The following is a 23,767-nucleotide window of genomic DNA, read 5'->3' as shown; positions in this document are numbered from 1 at the left end:
TAGTATTAAAATATCTTAAGAATACTAACATTTTAAATTTTTGAATATATTAGTATTGGTCAGCTGAATGTATTACTACACTTACACTTCCAACCTATCAACCTCGTAGTCTACAAGGAATTTCATAAGGAATACTCATCTTTGAGGAAGCTTCCCGCTTAGATGCTTTCAGCGGTTATCTTTTCCGTACTTAGCTACCCAGCTGTGCCTTTGGCAAGACAACTGGAACACCAGCGGTACGTCCACTCCGGTCCTCTCGTACTAAGAGCAGCTCTCATCAATATTCCAACGCCCACATCAGATAGGGACCGAACTGTCTCACGACGTTCTGAACCCAGCTCACGTACCGCTTTAATTGGCGAACAGCCAAACCCTTGGAACCAACTCCAGCTCCAGGATGCGATGAGCCGACATCGAGGTGCCAAACCTTCCCGTCGATGTGATCTCTTGGGGAAGATTAGCCTGTTATCCCCGGGGTAGCTTTTATCCGTTGAGCGACGGCCATTCCACAATGTACCGCCGGATCACTAAGTCCTGCTTTCGCACCTGCTCGACTTGTAGGTCTTGCAGTCAACCACACTTTTACCTTTGTGCTCTGCATATGGTTTCTGACCATATTGAGTGTAGCTTTGAACGCCTCCGTTACTCTTTAGGAGGCGACCGCCCCAGTCAAACTACCCACCGCGCACTGTCTCCTTCCCAGATAATGGGAACAGGTTAGAAAATCAATTTAGCAAGGGTGGTATTTCAAGGTTGACTCCACTAGAACTAGCGTCCCAGCTTCAAAGTCTCCCACCTATCCTACACATGCTAAACCAATTTTCAATACGAAGTTATAGTAAAGCTCCACGGGGTCTTTTCGTCTTGATGCGGGTAACCAGCGTTTTCACTGGTACCATAATTTCACCGAGTCCAATGTTGAGACAGTAGGGAGATCATTGCGCCTTTCGTGCAGGTCAATAATTAGTCGACAAGGAATTTCGCTACCTTAGGACCGTTATAGTTACGGCCGCCGTTCACCCGGGCTTCACTTGGATGCTTTGCGTAAGCTAACATCTCCGCTTAACCTTCGGGCACTGGGCAGGCTTCACCCTCTATACATCGTTTTACAACTTAGCAGAGAGCTGTGTTTTTGATAAACAGTTGCCCCCCCTATTTTCTGTGGCCTATTTAAAATAGGCGCCCCTTCTTGCGAACTTACGGGGTCATTTTGCAGAGTTCCTTAACATTGGTTTTCTCGCTCGCCTTAGAATACTCATCTTGGGAACGTGTGTCCGTTCTCGGTACAGGTTGATAAAAAATTAACACTAGAAGCTTTTCTTGGAAACATGAAATCATTCAATTCGCTACTCGACCGAAGTCTTCACTATGCATCACAACTCAAGATTATGTTATACGGATTTGCCTATATAACTCCCTCATTGCTTACCCCACAATCCAGTAAGTGGTAGAACTATCCTTTTTCGTCACTCCATCATTTTTTTACCAAGTACAGGAATATTAACCTGTTGTCCATCGACTATGCATTTCTGCCTCATCTTAGGTCCTGACTAACCCTGGGTGGACGAACCTTGCCCAGGAAACCTTTCCCAATAGGCGTCGAAGATTCTCACTTCGAATCGTTACTCATGCCGGCATTCTCACTTTTAATCTCTCCACCAGTCCTCACGGTCTGACTTCAACGAAATTAAAACGCTCTCCTAACGCACATAATGTGCCCGTAGCTTCGGTATTGTGTTTGAGTCCCGTTACATTATTGGCGCAAGATCTCTTGACTAGTGAGCAATTACGCACTCTTTAAAAGGTGGCTGCTTCTAAGCCAACTTCCTAGTTGTTTATGAAATCTCACAACCTTTCTCACTTAACACAATTTTGGGACCTTAGCTGACGATCTGGGTTGTTTCCCTCGCGAGCGTGGACGTTATCACCCACGTTCCGACTGCATAGCTTAATTTTAATGGTATTCGGAGTTTGATTATAGTCAGTACAGCTAGGTGCCGCCATTCCACATTCAGTGCTCTACCCCCATTAAACAATACTATACGCTAGCCCTAAAGCTATTTCGAAGAGAACCAGCTATCTCCAGGTTCGATTGGAATTTCACCGCTATCCACAAGTCATCCGGGCACTTTTTAGCGTACTACGGTTCGGTCCTCCACTTAGTTTTACCTAAGCTTCAACCTGCTCATGGATAGATCACCTGGTTTCGGGTATATGCCAATATACTTAATTCGCCCTATTCAGACTCGGTTTCCCTACGGCTCCGCTTTTCTCTGCTTAACCTTGCATATTAACATAACTCGCCGGCCCATACTGCAAGATGTACGCCATCACACTTTAACGTGCTCTGACTACTTGTAAGTAAATGGTTTCAGAATCTATTTCACTCCCCTCTCGGGGTTCTTTTCACCTTTCCCTCACGGTACTAGTTCACTATCGGTGTCTGATTAGTATTTAGCCTTACCGGGTGGTCCCGGCAGATTCAGACAGGGTTTCACGTGCCCCGCCCTACTCAGGATACATCTATGAGATTTTATGATTTCGTATACAGGAATATCACCTTCTATGTTGAAGCTTTCCAACTTCTTCTACTATCATAAAATTTTGTAACTCAATGTAAGATGTCCTACAACCCCTTTTTACAGGTTTGGGCTCTTTCGCTTTCGCTCGCCACTACTAACGAAATCATTATTTATTTTCTTTTCCTGTTGCTACTAAGATGTTTCAATTCACAACGTGTCTCGCTAATTTGACTATGGATTCATCAAATTGCAACTGAGGTTTGCTCAGTTAGGTTACCCCATTCGGAAATCTCCGTATCATAGTTTATTTCCAACTCCACGAAGCTTATCGCAGGTAATCGCGTCCTTCATCGACTTTCAGACCCAAGGCATCCACCAAATACTCTTACTTAATTTAAAAGTTAATACAACTTTAATATTGCCTATTATTGCTAAAGATAAATATCTTAAGGTATTTTAATATTGGTAATCTATTTTTTAGAAATTTAATTAAAAATTAAACTCGGTTATAAAAAAGATCGTTGAAATAATTAATATGAATTAATCATATTGTTATTTGCTATTCAGTTTTCAAAGAACTATATTTGAGAACTTAAAGCTCTCAAAACTAGACACGAATCGTTTGTAAAAAGTCAATTAAGACTAATGTACTCCGTAGAAAGGAGGTGTTCCATCCCCACGTTCTCGTAGGGATACCTTGTTACGACTTCACCCCAGTCATCAGTCCTGCCTTAGGCAATGGTCTCCGAAGTTAACTCACCAACTTTGGGCATTACCAACTCCCATGGTGTGACGGGCGGTGTGTACAAAACCCGAGAACGTATTCACCGTAGCGTAGCTGATCTACGATTACTAGCGATTCCGACTTCATGAAGTCGAGTTGCAGACTTCAATCCGAACTGAGATCGGTTTTTTGAGATTTGCTCCATGTCACCATATCGCTTCTCTTTGTACCGACCATTGTAGCACGTGTGTTGCCCCACTCGTAAGAGGCATGATGGTTTGACGTCGTCCCCACCTTCCTCCTGGTTACCCAGGCAGTATCTTTAGAGTCCTTAACTTAATATTAGTAACTAAAGAAAAGGGTTGCGCTCGTTGCAGGACTTAACCTAACATCTCACGACACGAGCTGACGACAACCATGCACCATCTGTCATTCTGTTAACCTCCACTATATCTCTATAGCTTTGCAGAAGATGTCAAGAGTGGGTAAGGTTCTACGCGTAACATCAAATTAAACCACATGCTCCACCGCTTGTGCGGGTTCCCGTCAATTCCTTTAAGTTTCACTCTTGCGAGCATACTACTCAGGCGGATCATTTAACGCGTTAGCTGCGTTAGTGAAATCATTCCACCAACTAATGATCATCGTTTACGGCGTGGACTACCAGGGTATCTAATCCTGTTTGCTCCCCACGCTTTCGTCCCTTAGTGTCAATATATAACCAGTTAGCTGCCTTCGCCTATTGGTGTTCTTCCTAATATCTACGCATTCCACCGTTTCACTAGGAATTCCGCTAACCTCTTTATAATTCTATTTTGCCAGTATCCAAAGCGAACTGAAGTTGAGCTTCAGCATTTAACTCCAGACTTAACAAAAAACCTACGGACGCTTTACGCCCAATAATTCCGGATAACGCTTGCGACCTATGTATTACCGCGGCTGCTGGCACATAGTTTGCCGTCGCTTTCTAATAAGGTACCGTCAAGATAAAATCATTTCCTATTCTATTTTTTCTTCCCTTATAACAGCAGTTTACATTCCGAAGAACTTCATCCTGCACGCTGTGTCGCTCCATCAAGCTTTCGCTCATTGTGGAAAATTCCTTACTGCTGCCTCCCGTAGGAGTCTGGGCCGTATCTCAGTCCCAGTGTGGCCGTACAGCCTCTCGGCCCGGCTAAACATCATCGTCTTGGTAGGCCATTACCCTACCAACTAACTAATGTTGCGCACCCCCATTTCTAAGTGAAGCCGTGAAGCTCCTTTCTATTATTCATCATGCGATAAATAACTATATCCGGTATTAGCCATTGTTTCCAATGGTTATCCCAGTCTTAAAGGTAGGTTAGGTACGTGTTACTCACCCATTCGCTACTGAATGTATTGCTACATCCCGTTCAACATGCATGTATTAGGCACACAGCGAGCGTTCATCCTGAGCTAGGATCAAACTCTCAAAAAAATTGCGTGTTTAATAAATTGGTTTTGTTTTAATTCTAAATTCGTATCTAGTTTTGAAAGATCTAAGTTTTGTTATTTCTCGCTACTGGTTTTAACGAGCAACTAAAAGTATACACTAAAAAAATTTTTTTCAAAATAAATTTTTTATTTTTTTTGTTTTTACTTTTAACTTTAGGAAATTTCCTATAGTTTTTATAATATTTTTTGTGCTCTTAAAAAGTAGGCAAAAGTAATTGTATACAAAAACAAAAATTTTCCAAATATTTTTTTTATTTTTTTTTGGAAAAGCCATTTTTCTTTATTTATTATATACAAAAGCGCATAAAATTGTAAAAAAGGCTTAAAATTTGCTTTAATTTAAAAAAATGAAAGGGGAAAATGCAAATTCCTAATTGACTTAGAATAGTTTTAATTGCTTCTATTTTTGTTTCTTTAGCCATTGGAGCTGCTGCAATTATTTGATCTCAAAAGAAAAAGAACAAAATTGTTAAACAAGTAATGGAAGAAAATAGGAAAATTACAAGTAAAAGTTTAGTTGTTCCTGAAGTAAAAATAGAAATGGATTATGCTGATAAATTACTAAATATAAAAAACAATTGAGTCATCGAAGAACTTGAATTCATCATAAATACTATTAATCTTAACAATTTTAAAAACAACATTTTTCTAGAAACTGCTGGAGTTTGTTTTTTTCTTTCTTCTATCATCAACAAAACTAATAATTTCATTTTTAAACCACATATTGATTTTGAATCTTTTAAGCAACAAGAAAAACTTTTAGATTTTAAGACTACTGATTCTATGTTTGTTGAAAAACTTGAAACAAATATAGAATTTTTCTTAATTGACGGGTTTGAAGATAAAGACATTATAGACACATTTGATTTGTGTTTTAAGAATCTTAAAAAAGATGGATTGATAATTGTTAGAAATATTTCTAAAAAATCACAAACTAAATTAGTAAAAATTTTAAAATCTTCTTATATAAAATATGAAATTGATTTAAATTTTTATTCTTTAATAATTAAAAAATAGTAAAATTATTAGTTGCTAAAAAATACACAAATATTTAAACTTAAAGGAAAAATATGAATTTCAAAGACAAAAAAGAAGAACTTTTTTTAACCAAAGAAAGTTTAGAATCCTATAAAAAAGAACTAAATCATTTAATTAATGTTGAAAGAAACAAGGTAATTGAAGAAATTAAATCAGCTAGAGAACAAGGTGATCTTTCAGAAAACGCTGAATACGATGCTGCAAGGGAAAGACAAGGAATTGTTGAAGCTAGAATTTTAGAAATTGAATCTATTATTTCAAAAGCTAAAATTATTGAAAACACAGGCTTAAAATCTGATGAAATCACCATCGGTTCTAGAGTTTCTATCTTCAATTTGAAGACAAAAACCAGTCATGATGTTCAAATTGTAGGTTCATTAGATGCTGATCCTTTTCAAAATAAAATCTCAAATCTTTCACCTTTAGCTTCTGCATTAATTGGAAGAAAAACAGGTGAAGAAGTTGAGATTGATGTTGCTGAAAAATATTCCGTACAAATTTTAGGTATTGACAACAACTTTAATTAATAATGAACATTTTAAAAAGCATAAGAGCTTATTTTCCTGCCGATAAACATCAATTAATACAATTATCTAAAGTTACAATTCCTATTGTTTTAGCTTCATTTCTAATTTCAATAAATAACTTTGTTGATAATTTTATGGTGACTGGAGTTAGAAACGGAATTACGGCTCTTGGACTTGCAAATGCTTGAACAGGAATAAGTTTTTCATTTATTTTAGGTGTTAACTTTGTTTCTGCTATATTATTTGGACAATATTTTGGAAGCAAAAACATAGAAAAATGTAGAGAAATAAACAATTTACGATACATTTTAACAATTGGTTTTGTTTTGATTTTTTGTATTGCAGCTTGAAGCAATCCTGAGGCAATGATTAAAGTTGTTTCTGGTAATCGATCACTTGATAATAATCCTAATTACCAAGATACTGTTAATCAAGCTTCGCTCTATTTAAGAGTAATCGCTATTTCTTGATTAATAATTTCATTTAACTTTTCTACCAATTCTATTTTAAGAGAGATGAAGAAGCTAAAAAGTGCTTTATTTTTTACTTTTTTATCTTTAGTTATCAACATTTCTTTAAACTTAATTTTAATTCCAAGAATGGGTTCAGTAGGTTCTGCGATAGCTACTGTAATTGCAAGATTGGTTGTCTTTATTACTTCATATTTCTTCATGTTTTTCAAAAACAGAGAACTAGTTTTTGTTCCTTGAAAAGCTTTTGTTATTTCAAAAATCATCTGAATTCAGTTTTCAAAAAGAATTACCGGAGCACTTCTTACAACAGGGGGAACAATTGCTACTTCTGTACGTATTTTTATTTGACCACAAGGCTTTCCACAAGGCTCAATTGGAGCTGGTGAATGAAAGGCAGCTTGAGGTATAGGTGTTGTAACTATTTTAGGAATAACAAACACCATTGTACAAGCTTTAACTTCTTCATTTTCTTCAATTCAAGCCAATATTTCCATCTTTGTTAGTAGATTATTGGGTCAAAATAAAATTGAAGAAGCAACTAAAAATGCAAAGGTTTTAAAAGGATATTTATTTTTATTTGCTGTATTTTTATCTGCTTTACTTGCTATTTATAATATTTCCATTTTACACATTGACTCATTTGCTAGAGGTATAGAGCGAGGTATTCAAGAAACTTTAAATCCTGATATATCAAAAGGTCAAGCAATGACTGACTGGGCTCAAAAATTCAAAAATGCTTTTCCTGACAGTACTGATCTTAAAAATGCTTTAGTTCAACAACAACATTTAGCTTCAAATTTCTTTAAGGAACAAGTATTTTATAGTGGTTGAGTAATTATAGTATTTAATCCTATTTGAATGTGAATGTTAACCTCAATCAGAATTATTCCGGCAGGTGGAAAATCAAATATTTCTTCTTCTTGAGAATTTGCTTTTGGAGTGATGCAAACTATTTGATTAGTTATGGTTGTATTTTTAATAACTCCAAATATCAACATTAGTCCTGAAGCTAATTTCCCAATTTCTTTCTTAATTTTCTACTTATCTGATTTAGTAAAATTTGTTGTTTATGAAATTTTATATAACAAAATTGATTGAGCTAAAAACATCACAAGAGTCGCTCATTAAAAGTATTATTATTAAAATATTTTAAAAAACTGGTTTTCCTGTTGTTTAAAACTAATTTTTTTAGTAAAATTAAAATAAAACTTAAAGGGGAAAGATGAAAAAGTGAAGTAATAAATCTATTGCTTTTATCGCAATTTTTGTTTCTATTACTGTCATAATGCTAATTATTAGTGTTAGGGTTTTTCCGCCTTCAATTTTACCTACATTTAAGTACTCAGTTGTTGGTTTACCTGTTAAATTAACTGGATTTATTTTTGGACCTATAGTAGGTTTTTTAACTGGTGTTTTATCAGATTTAATTACTTTTATTTTTGTACCTTCACTTTATTCTGTTTTTTATACCATTTACTTAGGAGTAACTGGTTTTATACCTGGAATTTTCTTCTGAATTTGTGTAAAACAAGGTAAAAAATACTTTTCTAATGCTAATGTTATTAAAAGATATGAAGGAAAAATTCAATTATTAAAAACTAAAATAATTTCTGAAACCAGAGAACAAGTTAGAGCTGATATTGAAAAGAAAATCCTTCATTTTGAAGCAAAAATAAAGAAAATTGAAGGTTATGAATACGATAAACACTGATTAAATTTCTCTTGAATTTTTAACTCCATAATTGTTGCAATCGTTATTATTTCTATAAGTACAGCTATATTTTTAGTACCAGATGAAATTGTTGAAAAAAACAAATTTATTAAGAAAAAACTATATGGTATTTTATTAATTCTATTTGGTTCTTCTAGTATGATTGTCTTCTTGTTTGTAACTAGATTCTTTAAATTTTTCATAAAAAATGATAGATACTTAAGAATTGCTCCTATTGTCGCTTTTTCAGCTCTACATGAGCCTATCGGAAATATAATAGTAGCTACTGGGGATGTTCAAGCAGGGGTTTTAGATCGTTTCGATATTGCTTTAATTGGTCATTTTTTAACTTCTCCAATTAAAATTTGAATTAATTTAAGTGTTATTTATTTAGCCTCTAGCGTTATTATTCCTATGGTTAATAATAAAACCTTCTATTCTTATTAAACAATTGGAAATTTATGAAATCAAATGATGAATTAAAAAAATTAGGTTTATTTTTCTTTCAAATAAATAATGAAAATTTTGATCACTTCACTTTTAATTTTTTAAAAGGAGAAGATACTTTAATTTATTCATCAGACCAAAGATTATGAAGTAAATTCAAGCAAATTTTAATTAAAAATGATGAATATCAAGGTATTATTTTTTCAGATGGAGAAGTTTTAAATAAACAAATAAATAAAAATAAATTTTATTTTGATTTTTTAACCAAATCTGAATATGATGATTACAAAGATCTTTCAGTTTTTAATTTTTTAAGACAGCGTTTTTTAACTCGAACAAACTCAGAATATCTCAAAGAAAAAATCTCAATTGAAAGAAAGTTTTTACAAGAAAAACACTTTAATTTTGAATTAGCATTTTTTGAACAACAAAATTATTCGAAACTATTAAATTTAATTTTAGAAAAATTAGAAAAAGAATTTGAAGATCAAAAAATGTCCGAATCTGATTTTTTGTATAATTTAAAAAAGATTTGGATTCTTATTTGGCAATTTAAGTCTAGTTATTATAAATATTATCAAGACAAATTAGATAATCTTAGTAAACTGGAAAAACCTTATTTAAATTTTATTTCTAAATTAGATAAAAATGTGGTTGCATTAAATTCTGTTATCGATATTTACTATTTAGAGCATTATAAAAGGAAAAATCAAGAAAAACAGTCTAATTCCCAAAAACAACCCATTTTTGTAAAAACTAATTCTTTTTTTTCTTATTTTTTGAAAAAAAAATTAAAGAAAAATAAAGGGTTTAATGGTAATAAAAGTATTTTTTACTTATTAAAAAAACTTTTAAAGAACGATATTAAAGAAGCTACTAAAGACTTTAAAATAAAAAAAGATAAACTTATAAAAATTTTTATTATATTAAACAAAAAATTTTTAAGATTATGAAAAAGGAAATTTATTTTTGCTTCAAAAAATAGTTATGATTCGGTTCTTTTTTATGATTATTGATTCGGTTGATTGCATATGAATTTTGCAAAAATTGTAGATGATGTAAATTCTGATAAATCTTACTGGGTTAAAAAATTTTTTAATCTTCACTTTAAAGCTACTTCCTTTAAATATAAAGATATTTTCAGTAACTTATTTAACAAAATTTTTGAATACAAAAACAAAAGAAAAGAAATTTACTATTCTAAAAAAGAAGTTTTAGAACAAAAAGAAGAAATTAGAAAAAAATTTGAAGATTCTCGTACTTATTGAACATATTTAAATTCTTTATATGAACAGAAATCCGCACAAAATTGAATTCAGAATTCTATAATCAAAAATAACAAATTACATCGTACAATTAAAGAAGAAAATAAAGCTAAATTAAAACAAATTTACAAAATAATTTTTGATTTTTTGAGTCAGAATTCTTCTAATTTCGCTGATTTTGAAGCTACAAATTCTTTTTTTAAAATTACTTTTGAAAGTATCCAAAACAAAGATATTAAATCGAGTTTAAAAAATGAAAAGTTAGATTATAAAAGTTTTTTTAATTTTATTTTAGAAAAAGAAATTATAAGTTTTTGCGAAAAAAATAACCTCAATCATGGGGTTTTATTTAAAAAATACAAAGACTTAAATCAGGAACAAAAAGTTAATTTAGAACTTGCAATTTCTGAATGATTTAACTTTGATTTTTATTTCTTAAATTCTGATGAACTTTATTTTGAACCGAACTTTTTTATAGATAACTTTTTAAAAACCAAAAAACAAAATCAATCATTAATCATTTTTTCAAGTAAATTTTTAAAACCACAATTTTTAAATTTCTTGTTTATTGAAAAAAATAAAATTATTGAATCTTTATTAAACACAAATTACAAACCTATTTTTTCAACTACTTTTGCTAATTATTTCTTTAAACATCATAACTTTGATTTGGATTTATTAAAAGAACTACCCACAAAAAAATATAATGAGTTTTATTATCAAAATGTAGAATTTAATGGATTCAACAACATCAAAAATGTTTGAGAAGATTGGTCAGACAAAGTTAAGTCAGAAAAAGAAGAAGAGATTTTACATCTTGAAACTACATTGGAAAACGCAATTTATCCTGTTGGAGAAAATGATTTTGTAGTAAATGATATTAAAATTGAAAGACCTAAATTAGATTTAAATTTAAAGGAAGATAATGGAAAATAAATATAATCACTTAATTGTAGAAAAAGACATTAATCAAAAATGAATTGATAAAAAGTATTTTGAAGCTAACAAAAACCCAAAAAAACCTTTTTCAATCATTTTACCTCCTCCAAATGTTACTGGAAAATTACATCTTGGTCATGCTTGAGATAGTTATTTACAAGATACTATAATTAGATTTAAAAAACTTAAAGGTTATGATGTTTTTTTTGTACCAGCAGTAGATCACGCAGGAATTGCTACACAAGCAAAAGTTGAAGAAAAACTATATAAACAAGGCATCAAAAAAGAAGAACTTGGGAGAGAAAAATTTCTCGAAAAAGTTTTTGAATGAAAAGATGAATATTATGAAAATATCAAACAACAATGGTACAAACTAGGACTTGCTTTCGACTACTCAAGAGAAAGATTTACTTTAGATGAACAAGCACACGAAGCAGTTATAAAAGTTTTTATTGATTTATATAAAAAAGGCTTCATTTATAAAGCAAATAGAGCAATAAATTGAGATGCAAAATTAAAAACTGCACTTTCAAATATAGAAGTAATTAACAAACCTGTAGAACAAAAAATGTATTATTTAAAATACTTTATCGAAGGTACAAACGAATTTTTAACTGTAGCAACAACAAGAATTGAAACTATTTCTTGTGACGTCGCTTTAGCTATAAATCCTAAGGATAAAAGATATTTAAAATACTTAAATAAACAAGTTGTTCATCCTTTCACAAACAAATTAATTCCTATAATCACTGACGAATATGTAGATATTAATTTTGGTTCAGGAGTTATGAAAGTTTCTTCTCATAGTATGGCTGATTTTGATATTATGCAAAAACATAATTTAACTGCTTTTGAATGTGTTGATATCAATGGAAAATTAACTAATCAAGTAAAAGGCTTTGAACAAAAAGATAGAATTGAAGCTAGAGATTTAATTGCTGATTTTTTAAAACAAAAAGGTCTTCTTTTAAAAACAGAAAATATTATTTCTAACGTTGGTTTTTCTCAAAGAAGCGATGAGGTTGTTGAAATCCTTGTTCAACCTCAATGATTTATTTCTATGAAGAAATTAGCACAAAATTTGCTTAACCATTTAAATTCAAAAGACAAAGTTCTTTTTTATCCTTCTAAATTTAGAAAAACTATGATTTCTTGGATGGAGAATGTTCACGATTGAACAATCTCACGTCAACTTTGATGAGGTCATAGAATTCCTGTTTGATACAAAAATGAAGAGTTTAAAATTCAAAAAGACTCTCCGGGAAAAGACTGAAAACAAGATGAAGATGTTTTAGATACTTGATTTTCTTCAGGTTTAGCTCCTTTTGTTTTTTTAGGTTGACCACAAAAATTAGATATTTATAAAAAATTTTATCCTACAAATTTATTAGTTACAGGTTGAGATATTATCTTCTTTTGAGTAGCTAGAATGTATTTTTTAGGCTTAGAAATTACAAAACAAAAACCTTTTAAAGCTGTTTTACTTCATGGACTCATCAGAGATATGAATGGTAAAAAAATGTCTAAATCATTAGGTAACGGAATCGATCCTATGGAAATAATTGAACAATATGGTTCCGATGTTTTAAGAACTACTTTAATTTTTAATTCTACCCCCGGACAAGACATTAGATTTAACATCGAAAAATTAAATTCTGCTTGAAGTTTAAATAACAAATTGTGAAATATTTCAAAATATATTAAGTCTTTGGATTACAAAAAAACTCCATATTCAGCAAGTGATTATTGAATTTTAAATAAGTTAGCTATTTTAAATAAAACTATTTCTAAACATATGGCAAAATATAATTTTTCTTTAATTTCAAAATCTATTAATGAGTTTGTGTTTGAACATTTTTCTTCTTGATACATAGAATTAAATAAATTAAATTCAAACGGTTATCATCTAAGAAATGTTCTTAAAAAAACTTTAATTGTTTTACATCCTTTTATTCCTTTCTTAACTGATTATCTTTTTAAAGAAATTTTTAACGAAGAACTTTTAGAGCAGAAAAAAATAATTTTTAGAACTTATAAAGAAACAGAAAAGATTGATTTAGTAATTGAAGTTATTTCAGAGCTTAGAAAATATCGTGAAAAACATAATATTTCTAAGAAAGAAAAATTACAATATTGAATTAAAAATAATTTTTTAGATCAAGATTCTATAAACTTAATTAACAAATTAGCAATTGCTGAAATTTTCGAAAATAATTTTTCTAGTTTAAAAACTGCGCATTTCGAAATCTTCTTGAATCTTTCTGAATCTAAACAAAACGAAGAACAATTAAGGATAAACAAAGAAATTAAATTTTTAAAATCTGAGGTTCAAAGATCTCAAGCAATCTTGTCTAATCCTAATTTCTTAGCAAAAGCACCAAAAGAAAAAATAGAGTTAGAAAAATCTAAATTAGAAGATTATAAAAACAAATTAAATTATTATTTATCAAAGAAAAAATAAAAAAAATTAATTTTTCCTTTAAAATATATATAAAAATAAAGGACATCATGACAAAATACGTAGTAAGACACAACAATGCATGAGCCGTTAAAAATCCTCAAGCTGAAAAAGTTACCAAAACTTTCGCAACACAAAAAGAAGCAATAGAATTTGCTAAATCTTTAAAAGAAACAACAAGTGTTATGGTGGAACAACTTAACGGACAATTCAGAAAAGCTTAATTTAAAAAAATGGCATAAAGCCATTTTTTTATTTTTTTATTTTGTGTTATTTGAAATTTTATTTTTTAAAAACGAAATTTCTTGAAACATAATAAATTGCTTCAGATAATGTCGGATGTGTATAAGTTGATTTTTGTAAATCTAAGATTGTTAAATTATTTTTAATTGCTAATGCAATAATATTAATTAAATTGGAAGCATCTTCTAAAAACATAAAACAACCTAAAATTTTTCCTGTTTGTTTTTCTAAATGTAATCTTAAAAATGAAAACTGCTTATCTAAATTATCAGCGTGTGCTCTTGGTAGTGAAGAAGCTGGAATTTCGATTGTTTCAAATTCAATTCCTGCATTTTGCAGTTGTTTATCAGTTTGTCCTACACCTGCGATGTCTTGATTTAAATAAATAGCTCAAGGTGTTGTTGAAATATCTAAAAATTCTTCATTTTCAAAACCTAAAATATTTTTCGCAACTAAATCTCCTTGTTTATATGCAATTGATGATAACATCATTGAACCTGTTACATCTCCGATGGCATAAACATTGTCTAATGAAGTTTTACTTGTTTTATCTACTTTTACAGAAGAATTAGGATTCAATTCTAAGTTCAAATTAGTAAAAGATTCTATATTCGCTACTCTACCCACTGCTAATAATACTTTAGAAAAATCTATTTCGATTTTTTCTTCATTTTCTATCAAAATTGTATTTGAACTTATAAATTCAACTACTTTTGAGTGTTCGAAAATTTTAATTCCTTTTTGTTGAAAATATTCTTTTAAATTTGTTTGTATTTTAGAATCGAAATTACCTAAAAATTCTTTTGTTTCTATAATCGAAACTTCAGAACCTAAAGTTGAAAATAAATATGCAAACTCTAAGGAAATTGCACCTCCACCTACTATAACTAATTTTTCTGGCACTTTTTTTATATTTAAAAGTTCTGTGGAATAAAGTAAATTTCCTTCTTTTTCTACAACTTCTTGATTTTCTATTTTAATTTTTCTAGATGAAGAACCTGTAGCTAAAACTAATTGATTAAAACTATATTTTTCTTCATTTACTACAGCAGTATTTTCATCAACTATTGTTGCCTCACCAAATACTATTTCTACACCTGCATTTGTTAAATTATTTAAGATAGCTTTGTTTAATTTTTCTTTATTTTCCTTTCTTCTTTCTTGTATTTGTTTAAAATTAAAGTGCTTTTCCTTTGCATGGATTCCAAACTTAGAAGAGTTAAAAACTTCTTCTAATACTCTTGCAGATTTTATTAAAGTTTTAGTAGGGATACAACCTTCATTTACACAGGTTCCGCCTAAATCTTTTTTCTCAAAAATAACTACTTTTTTATTATTTTTAGCAAGAATTAAAGCTAGTGAATAACCTCCTGGTCCTGACCCTAAAATTGCTATATCAAGTTCTTTATTAATGTTTTTCATAGTAGTTTAATTTTACTCTTTTCTTTTATATCTGTGTATAAAATTACTTTTTGGCTTTGTAAAAAAAAAAAAAAGTAAAATAAAATATTATGAATGATAATTTTAAAGTAATTACTCAAGATTACTCTTCTTTTTTATCCGTTATGAAAGAAGAGGTTAAAAAATTCAAAACTGTTGAAAAGACTTTTATTTTTTGAATTACAACAGTTCTTCTTTCTTTACTTATGTGAATTTTATTGTTTGTTGGTGTCTCAAAGGATTGAGGAAGTAATACTTGAGTAGCCTTTCTTATAATTGCATTAATTTTAGATGCTCTTGCTTTTGGTGCTTATATTAGAGTAAAAATCAATAAAGAACGTTCACAAAAATTTTTAAATTCTTTTGATGCTACAAATGAGCAAAGAGTTTCAGAACTAGTTGAATCATTAAACTTAATTAATACAAGCGTTGGAATAAATGATTTAGCAATGTTTCAAAAAATAAGACAAGAAACTACTCAATTAAGTGATTCAGTAGGAGAACTTGAGTTGTATGCAAGAGGATTTCCTTTATTTTTTAGAAAAAAACATAAAGAAAGTATTATTAATTATATTGAATCTATAGAATCTACTGTTTCATCTATTAATGAACTTGAATACAGACAGTGAGAAAAGAATAAACAATAGAAAGAGATATTTTTTAAAAAATCAACACAATTTTAAATTTGTGTTGATTTTTTATTATTTAATATTAAAAGGATTTTTACTTTATTTTTTTTGTTTTTGTTTTTGTTTTAATTTATAAATTCAATATAAAAACAAAATAATAAAATAATTTGTTATAAGTTAATTTAAAAAACTTCTTCAGTTTTCAATATATTTTATATTATGTTGTTTACAAAATTCTCTTGCAATTTCATCTCAAGTTTCAAAATCTATCATTGATAAAAAACCAAAATTAGGTGATGTTGTTTGTGCACAAACAATTAAATAATGTAAGAAAGCATGTTCTTTATAATTAACCAAGATTGCCTTTCCTTCTTTATAAGCTTGTTTATTATTTTTTAAAATCGCTCCTGAAATATTAATTTCGTCAATATGATGTCGATGATAAAACCAAATTTTAATTAAGTTATTTTTAAGAAAGATTTGATAATTATTTACATATTTTTTTATTTCTAGTTTGTTAAATGGCAAAATTGGTCGATTTAGTTTTTCAATAAAATTTCAGTATTCTTTTATAAAATAATCAGAATCTTGTTTAGAATTCATAATCTAAAATTTATTAATTTTTTAAATACTTGCTCATATTTCTAAAGCAAGTATTTAAAAAATTAATTATTGACCTTTCAATTTTCATATTCTTCTTGGCAATCTTTTACAACTTTTTTAATGTTTGCTTCATCAAAAATAATCGCTCCTGAAGCTAGTTCGTGTCCTCCACCATTTCATTTAATAGCTACATTTCTAACTATCGGTCCATTAGACCTAAATTCAACTCTTCAATTTGTATTTTCTTCTTGTACAAAGGAAATTCAAATTTTATATTCATCAATATTCGCTATAAGATTAGGTCTTGAAGCACTATTTGAAGTTTTATTTAATTTCTTTAATTCTTCTTGATTTAAAACAAAATAAATAACATTTTTTGTTTTTTGAATCTTAGAATAAACATAAGTTTCGAATTCAATTTCACTTAATGATTTTGCACTCAATTTAGTATGAATTAATTTTTTGTCAGCACCTTTTTTTCACAACATCGCACTTAGTTCTAAAGTTCTAGAAGAAGTATTTGAAAATAAAAATCTTCCTGAATCTGTGTAAATTCCTAAATAAATTAAATTAGCTGCTCTTTGATTTACTTGTCATTTTGCATATTTTGCTAAATCCGCAATTTGTTCTGCACTAGCGATATAGGAAGAATCCACTCATCTATGTGTTGCATTTAAATCATCTTCATTTGGATGGTGATCAATTCGTAAAATAGCTTTAAATTTATAGTCATTTAACAAATAAGCAAACTCAATTCTTTCTTTAAAATTCGCATCTACTATTATTGCTAGTGAATTTTCTAAAATTTCTTTAGAAGGAATACTGTCATGTTGTAAATCAAGGAATTTGAAGGAATTTTTAGAATCTCCAACTGCAAAAACTTGTTTATTAGGATAATTTAATTTGATTAGTTCTTGCAATCCGAATTGTGAACCGAGACAATCACCATCCGGTCTAATGTGATGAAAAATAACAATAGAATCAAACTGTTCAATTAACTCAAGAGTCTTCTTTTTGCTACCTATTTTCATTAGTTTCAAATTCTTCCACTATTTTCACTGCTTCTTCAACTAATTCTTTAATTTGTTCTTTGTGATGTAAATTTGCTCCAGCAGCTAATTGGTGACCGCCTCCCTGATATTTATTTGCTAATGTATTAATTACAGGTCCATTTGAACGGAGTCTTACTCTTATTATTTTTTCTTCATCTACAAAGAAAATTCACACTCTGTTATCACCTATATTAGAAAGAATATTTACTGCTGTTGCTTGTTCTTTTGTTAAGTTGAATTTTTCTCTTATTTTTTGTGTGACGTGAAAGTAAATAACTTTTCCTTCTTTTTTATAATTTGAAAGGACATGAGCAACAAAAGCTACTTCATTTTCTTCTCTTTTTGAAAGTGCTAAGTGAATTTTATTGAAGTCAAAATTTGTATGAAATAAAAATGAAGCAACCTCAAAAGTTCTTGCAGTAGTTGAAGGAAAGAAGAATCTATTAGAATCTGTATATATTCCTAAATAAACATATGAAGCAATTTCTTCATCAATTTCTCATTTATTTTTTAGTAAAAAATAACCAATCATTTCAGCAGCTGCAGAAAATGAAGAATCAACTCAAATATGATCAAATTCAAAAGAAGAATCAAGAGGATGATGATCTATTCTAGCTGTGCATTTAAATTTGTTTTCTGCTAGTAAAAAGTTTTTTTCTACTCTTTCTGGACCTGTTGTATCAACAATAATTGCTAAAGAGTCTTCAAAGTCATTTTCTTTTATTTCGTCTTCATTTATGAAGTTAAAATCCATAAATTCTAAAACTCCTGTAGCATCTCCAATAAAGAAAACTTTTTTATTTTTAAATCTTTTACGAATTGCTAAACCTAATCCAAATTGTGAACCTAGACAATCTCCATCAGGTCTAGTGTGATGAAAAATAAAAATATTTTTGTGTTCCTCTATTGCTGTTTCAATTTTTTTATATGTACCTAATTTCATATACTTCCTTTACTTGTGGTATTTTTGATTATTTTTAATACTAAAAGCTCTATAAATTTGTTCTAATACTAATAATTTAAATATTTTATGTGGAAAAGTTAATTTAGAAAAACTTATTTTTTCTAAATTATTTATTTTTTCTTCTAAAAGTTTTTCATCAACACCATTTGAAGCGCCAATAATTAGAGTTAAATTTGCTTCATTTGTTATTGTTTTTGAAAATTCAATTGAGTCTAATTGTTTAGATTGTATAGAAAAAAGAACAACTTTTGAATTTTTCGGAATATTTTTTATTATTTCTAAAGTTTCTAATTCTTTCTTTTTTGTTATATTAGTTTCTTGTTTTTCTTTTAATATAACAAAATTAATTGATGCAAAAAATTCTATTCGTTTTACAAATTTTGAGTAAATCTTTTTCAAATCTTCTTCATCTGAATTAAAATCAATTAACGTTATCTTCATAATTAATTTATATTTTTTGCCTGTAATTCTCTATCTTTTTCAACTTTTAAATAAAACAACAACATTTGAATATCAGCTGGATTAACACCCGAAATTCTTGATGCTTGTCCTATCGTATTTGGTCTTACTTTTATTAATTTATCCAAAGCTTCGGAAGAGAGATTATTGACTTTCTCATACTTGATATTTGAAGGTATTTTTAATTTCTCAAGTCTAATCATTTTTTGAGCATCATTATTTTGTTTTCTTATATAACCTTCTAATCTAGCTATAACTGTGAGTTCATAAGCGTATTCAAAATCAGGTAAAACATCTTTATAATCAACATTTGGTCTAGAAATTAATTTAAGTTTAGAAGTTCCATCAGTTACTTGATATTTTTGACCCAATTTGTCTTTAGGAGAGATAAATTCTTTAGATAATTTATCTATCATTTTGTCGATTTGTCTATATTTTTCAACAACTTGATTATATTCTTCGGTAGAAATCATCTCAGTCTTTTTTGCATATTTAGCCATTCTAATATCTGCATTATCATTTCTTAGAATTAATCTGTATTCAGCTCTAGAAGTTAACATTCTGTAAGGTTCTTTAGTACCTTTTGTTACTAAATCATCAATCAAAACTCCGATATATCCATCATTTCTCAAAATCTCAATTGGTCTTCTTTTTAGAAGCTTTTCTTTAGCATTTATACCTGCGATTAGACCTTGAGCTGCCGCTTCTTCGTAACCACTAGTTCCGTTAATTTGACCAGCAAAATAAAGGTTTTTGATTCTTTTAGATTCTAAACTTCTCTTCAATTCTAAAGGATTTAATGCGTCATATTCAATAGCATAACCCCATTTCGCTACTTTTGCATTTTTAAGTCCAGGAATAGTTCTAATCAACTTGTCTTGTACATCAACTGGCATCGAAGTTGACATACCATTGATATACATAATGTCTTGTTTTTTTGTTTCTGGTTCGAAGAAAATTTGGTGTCTTTCTTTTGTGTTAAATCTTACAATTTTATCCTCTATTGAAGGGCAATACCTTGGACCAATTCCATTAATTGCACCAGAATACATTGAAGATCTATTTAAATTTTCATTAATTATTTTATGAGTTTCTTCGTTTGTATAAGTTAAGTAACAAGAAATTTGTTTTTTAATATTTTTCTTCGTTTTTGAAGAAAAATTAATATTTACTAAAGGTAAAAATTCTTTTTCCACTTGTGAAAAATCAATCGAATCAGAATAAATTCTTGGCGGAGTTCCAGTTTTTAATCTTTGAAGTTCAAAACCTAATTTTTTTAAATTATCAGAAAGTAAATTTGAAGTTCTTTCATTATCAGGACCTGATTTATAAGCTTCTTCACCTCTTAAAATTTTAGAATCTAAGTAAGTTCCTGTTGTAATAATCAAAGCTTTTGTTTTTATTAAACCTAACTTCTCTAAATAAATTCCTACAACACTCTTGTTTTCGATTTTTAGTTCAGTAACTAAATCTTCTATTAAAGTAATATTTTCTTTTTTCTTTATATCTTTAAGAATAATTTTAGAGTATTTTTCTTTATCGATTTGTGCCCTTATAGCTTTAACTGCTGGACCTTTTGATTCATTTAGATACTTAACTTGTATCATTGCTAAATCAGAAAAATAACCTTGCACACCTCCAAGAGCATCGATTTCTCTTGTGATTATTCCTTTAGCAGGTCCTCCTATCGAAGGATTACAAGGCATAGAAGCTAATTTATTTTTATTTAGAGTAACTAATGCAACATTTAAATTTTGAGCTTTAGAAAGGGCGTAAACCGCTTCAATTCCCGCATGTCCTCCACCTACAACTATCGCATCAAAATATCGTTGTTTTTTCTTCATTTTCTATACTTTCTCTTCTTTTTCTATTTTAAAAATTCTATTCAATAATTCAACTACGTCGCCAGGATACAAATTTCTTCCCTTCGCTTTAGTTACTACTCCATTGACTTTTACTTCATTTTTTAATAAAAAATATTTACTTTGACCACCTGAATCAACAATATCAATTTTTTTTAAAAATTGACTCATCTTGATACTTTCACCTTTAATTCTGATTATCATTATTTCCTTGTTTTAAATTTGAATCAATCCGATAATTTGTTTATTATTTTTGTTTGACTGAGAATTTATAAGTAATTTTGTTTTGTTTTTTGAAATAAAGAAATTAATTTTATCTTCAAAAACACTAATTGCATCTTTTAGATATTTATAATTTACTTTGAAAACAAAACCGTCTCCTTGGTAAGAAAAATTCTTAGTTTTTATTGTTGAATTACCTTTTTCATCTTCGTTAAATTTTACAGATAATTCTTGTTTTGATACATTAAAAATAATTGAGTTGTTTTTTTCAGAAGTAGAAATTATAGTTGCTTTTGAAGTAATTTCAAGCAACTCTTTCTTTTCTATTTGAAAATAATGTTCAAGTTCTTCACTTTTTGGGAATACAGATTTTAAATTTTTGTACTCTTCTACAAAAAGTACCGCTTGAATTGTTGTGTTATCATAAGTATAACTAATTTTTGAATTTGTTACATAAATATCAATTTCTTCTTTTATTTCTTCTAAAATAAAGTCTTTTAGATTCTTATTTTTAACCGCGATGTTTAAATCTATAAATTTTTCAATTGGCACAGTTTCAAAAGCAATTCTAATACGATCTGAAGCTATAACATCTAAATAACCGTCTCTAGCTCTTAAATTCAAGCAGGAGTATAAAATATATGAATTTTTTTCTCTTGCAGTTTCTTTTGATTGATAACAAGCAAAAATAGTGTTTTTTATCGCTTCTCTTAAATGATTTGCTTGGATTGTTAATTTATCTCCTTGATTTCTAAAATCTATTTCAGGAAACTCATTAACATCATTTAATTTCAATGAAAATTCATCTAATCCTGATCTTAAAAACAAATTGTTTTCTACTACTTCGAAAGAAATATTGTTTTTTAATTTCTTTAAAATATTTTTTAACATATGAGCGTTAACAAGGATACGACCTAAACTGTTGATTTCTATAAATTCTGAGTAGTCAATAAAGCTTTTAATTGATAATTCTTGATCAGTTGAAATTATTAAAAGCCCTTCTCTATTTAATTCAAATAACAATCCACCAAGAGCAGAATACCCACTAGAATTTGAAACAGCCATTAAATTTCTATCAACAAATTTTTCTATTTTATTTTTTTCGATTATAAATTTCATGATTTTCCTTTAATTAATTATTTATTTTATATTACATTATTTAAAAACAACAATAATAAAGATGTTAAAATGTTAAAAACTCTAAAATAAGAAGAAAAATGAAGGATTTTTAAAGCTTTTAATAATTAACAATTTTAAAATTTAATGTTATAAAAACTTACTAATTTTTTCATTTATTTTCTCAATCGCATATTTAACTGTTGGATCTTTCTCTTTTTTAACATTAATTTTGTTAACAACTGCAATAATTGTTGAATGATCTTTGTCTCCGAAAATTTGACCAATGCTCTTTAATGTTAGATCTAACAAGTTTTTAACAAATCAAATAGAAATATCTCTTGCAATAACCACTTCTTTTTTTCTTGTAGTACCAGTAATATCTTCTTTATCTATGTTATAGTAGTTAGCAACTTCTTCGATTATTTTATTATGAGTTAAGTTTTCTTTATTTTTTATAATACCTTTAAAAATTCTTTCGATTAATTCTAAATTAAAATCAGTAATATTTTCACCTTCTGAAAAGAACTTAATTCTATTAACTACTCCTTCAATTTCTCTAACTGATTTTTTATTGTAAACCAAAAATTCTAAAGCATCTTTCTGAAAACTTTCAGGATTTATACCTTGAATTTCTAATTTGTATTTCAAAAGCTTTAAAAAATCTTCTTTAGTTGGTTTAGAAAATTCTAAAATTAAACCAGAATTAAAGCGTGTAATAAATCTTTCTTCAAAACCTCCTAAAACATCTGGTGACTTGTCTGAAGTAATGATAATTTGCTTGTCATTTTCTATAAAATTGTTCACAATTTGAAGTAAAACACTCATTGTTGAAGTTTTATTGGCAAGTAATTGTATCTCATCAAATAACAAAACATCTGCTAAACAAACAGTCTCAACAAAATGATTAATATCTATATTTTCCTTCTTAATCATTCAGTTTGTAATTAAGGTTGTAAAAGCACTTGAGTGAATATAATAAACAGTTTTTTTTCTTTTAATAAATTCACTTCCTATAGCGTGTAAAAAATGAGTTTTACCTATTCCGGAAGAACCGTATAAAAACAAAGGTGAATAAATAATGCTTTCGGCATTTATAATATTTTCGTAAGCTTTGATTATGTTTTTGTTAAAGTTGGTAAGAACGAAATTTCCAAAATTATACTTATTAGTTAAAATGTTGTTAAATTTAATTTTTTCTTTATTTTCTGAAGACTTTTGTGCTATTTCAAGAGAATAATCTTCGATTTTAGAAACTTTTGCATTTTCAGAAGGTTTTGGTAATTCTAAATTATCAGAAATGGTTAAAGAAATTATTTTCTTAATTCCAGTAACCTCAAACACTGCTCTTTCAATTAAATGCATTCATTTTTCTTCGATTTCTTTTTTAATAAAATTATTTTCAACTTTTAAAATTATTTCTACATTATTTTCTGCTAAAACCTTGATTTGCCTAAAAAAACTGTTAAAAATAATCTGATCATCAACAGAAGTTTCAAAATAATTAATTAATAAAAGAGTTGTGTTTTTACTGTTTATAGTTTCTAAAAAAATTTGATTATCATTATTTTTCATATATTTAAATTATAATTACAAA

The 23,767-nt window shown here is 28.6% G+C and carries 17 protein-coding genes and 2 rRNA genes; 8 read left to right on the top strand and 11 right to left on the bottom strand.

Features of this window, described 5'->3' with window-relative positions; translation table 4 throughout:
* Nucleotides 1–29: 29 nt before the first annotated feature.
* Nucleotides 30–2,921, bottom strand: a 23S ribosomal RNA gene (locus HF996_RS00095).
* A 259-nt stretch (nt 2,922–3,180) separates the two neighbouring features.
* Nucleotides 3,181–4,705: ribosomal RNA gene (locus HF996_RS00090) — 16S ribosomal RNA — on the bottom strand.
* Together the 16S and 23S rRNA genes form the textbook arrangement of a ribosomal RNA operon.
* Nucleotides 4,706–5,082: 377 nt before the next feature.
* Between HF996_RS00090 and HF996_RS00085 the strand changes: the two genes are divergently transcribed.
* The 7 genes from HF996_RS00085 (at nt 5,083) to HF996_RS00055 (ending at nt 13,804) form a co-directional block, all read left to right on the top strand.
* On the top strand, nt 5,083–5,739 hold the full coding sequence (locus tag HF996_RS00085) for a BC85_0335 family putative methyltransferase (RefSeq protein ID WP_168910085.1): 657 nt from the start codon (nt 5,083–5,085) through the stop codon (nt 5,737–5,739).
* Between the two features lie 53 nt (nt 5,740–5,792).
* Nucleotides 5,793–6,287: a transcription elongation factor GreA gene (gene greA / locus HF996_RS00080; RefSeq protein ID WP_168910084.1), complete on the top strand. Its 495-nt coding sequence runs from the start codon at nt 5,793–5,795 to the stop codon at nt 6,285–6,287.
* Nucleotides 6,288–6,289: 2 nt separating this feature from the next.
* Entirely contained in the window at nt 6,290–7,888 is a 1,599-nt protein-coding gene (locus tag HF996_RS00075) for an MATE family efflux transporter (RefSeq protein ID WP_168910083.1), read from the top strand.
* 94 nt (nt 7,889–7,982) lie between these two features.
* A complete protein-coding gene (locus HF996_RS00070; protein ID WP_168910082.1) occupies nt 7,983–8,918 on the top strand; it encodes a substrate-specific component FolT of folate ECF transporter in 936 nt (311 codons plus the stop codon).
* A 14-nt stretch (nt 8,919–8,932) separates the two neighbouring features.
* The gene (locus HF996_RS00065; protein WP_168910081.1) at nt 8,933–11,119 is read left to right on the top strand and encodes a hypothetical protein; all 2,187 of its coding nucleotides are present in this window, start codon (nt 8,933–8,935) and stop codon (nt 11,117–11,119) included.
* Nucleotides 11,109–13,583, top strand: coding sequence for a valine--tRNA ligase (locus tag HF996_RS00060; protein ID WP_168910080.1), 2,475 nt, complete (start codon nt 11,109–11,111; stop codon nt 13,581–13,583). The genes HF996_RS00065 and HF996_RS00060 overlap by 11 nt, the downstream gene beginning before the upstream one ends.
* 47 nt (nt 13,584–13,630) lie before the next feature.
* Complete coding sequence (locus tag HF996_RS00055; protein ID WP_168910079.1) at nt 13,631–13,804, top strand: DUF2188 domain-containing protein; 174 nt, start codon at nt 13,631–13,633, stop codon at nt 13,802–13,804.
* 58 nt (nt 13,805–13,862) lie between these two features.
* On the opposite strand, the gene HF996_RS00050 is transcribed toward HF996_RS00055, so the two are convergent.
* The gene (locus HF996_RS00050; RefSeq protein WP_254427720.1) at nt 13,863–15,245 is read right to left on the bottom strand and encodes a dihydrolipoyl dehydrogenase; all 1,383 of its coding nucleotides are present in this window, start codon (nt 15,243–15,245) and stop codon (nt 13,863–13,865) included.
* Between the two features lie 89 nt (nt 15,246–15,334).
* Between HF996_RS00050 and HF996_RS00045 the strand changes: the two genes are divergently transcribed.
* Nucleotides 15,335–15,910: a hypothetical protein gene (locus HF996_RS00045; RefSeq protein WP_168910078.1), complete on the top strand. Its 576-nt coding sequence runs from the start codon at nt 15,335–15,337 to the stop codon at nt 15,908–15,910.
* Nucleotides 15,911–16,069: 159 nt separating this feature from the next.
* Here HF996_RS00045 and HF996_RS00040 read toward each other — a convergent pair whose 3' ends face one another.
* From HF996_RS00040 to dnaA, 8 genes are all read right to left on the bottom strand, one after another.
* Complete coding sequence (locus HF996_RS00040; protein ID WP_254427719.1) at nt 16,070–16,495, bottom strand: hypothetical protein; 426 nt, start codon at nt 16,493–16,495, stop codon at nt 16,070–16,072.
* A 62-nt stretch (nt 16,496–16,557) separates the two neighbouring features.
* Complete coding sequence (locus tag HF996_RS00035) at nt 16,558–17,526, bottom strand: DHH family phosphoesterase (RefSeq protein WP_168910077.1); 969 nt, start codon at nt 17,524–17,526, stop codon at nt 16,558–16,560.
* A complete protein-coding gene (locus HF996_RS00030; protein ID WP_168910076.1) occupies nt 17,513–18,490 on the bottom strand; it encodes a DHH family phosphoesterase in 978 nt (325 codons plus the stop codon). Before HF996_RS00030 ends, HF996_RS00035 begins: the two co-directional genes overlap by 14 nt.
* A 9-nt stretch (nt 18,491–18,499) precedes the next feature.
* Nucleotides 18,500–18,952: a 23S rRNA (pseudouridine(1915)-N(3))-methyltransferase RlmH gene (locus HF996_RS00025; RefSeq protein WP_168910075.1), complete on the bottom strand. Its 453-nt coding sequence runs from the start codon at nt 18,950–18,952 to the stop codon at nt 18,500–18,502.
* A gap of 2 nt (nt 18,953–18,954) precedes the next feature.
* A complete protein-coding gene (gene mnmG, locus HF996_RS00020; protein WP_168910074.1) occupies nt 18,955–20,814 on the bottom strand; it encodes a tRNA uridine-5-carboxymethylaminomethyl(34) synthesis enzyme MnmG in 1,860 nt (619 codons plus the stop codon).
* 3 nt (nt 20,815–20,817) lie between these two features.
* A complete protein-coding gene (locus HF996_RS00015; protein ID WP_168910073.1) occupies nt 20,818–21,036 on the bottom strand; it encodes an RNA-binding S4 domain-containing protein in 219 nt (72 codons plus the stop codon).
* Between the two features lie 12 nt (nt 21,037–21,048).
* Nucleotides 21,049–22,173, bottom strand: a complete 1,125-nt coding sequence (locus HF996_RS00010) for a DNA polymerase III subunit beta (protein ID WP_168910072.1) — start codon at nt 22,171–22,173, stop codon at nt 21,049–21,051.
* A gap of 147 nt (nt 22,174–22,320) precedes the next feature.
* The gene (gene dnaA / locus HF996_RS00005) at nt 22,321–23,745 is read right to left on the bottom strand and encodes a chromosomal replication initiator protein DnaA (protein ID WP_168910071.1); all 1,425 of its coding nucleotides are present in this window, start codon (nt 23,743–23,745) and stop codon (nt 22,321–22,323) included.
* Between the last annotated feature and the right edge of the window lie 22 nt (nt 23,746–23,767).

The sequence above is a fragment of the Mycoplasma sp. 1654_15 genome (genome assembly GCF_012516495.1).
In the GTDB taxonomy this organism is placed as follows: Bacteria; Bacillota_I; Bacilli_A; order Mycoplasmatales; family Metamycoplasmataceae; genus Mesomycoplasma.
Note: the sequence above shows the minus strand (reverse complement) of the source record. Positions and strands in the feature narration are given on the sequence as shown.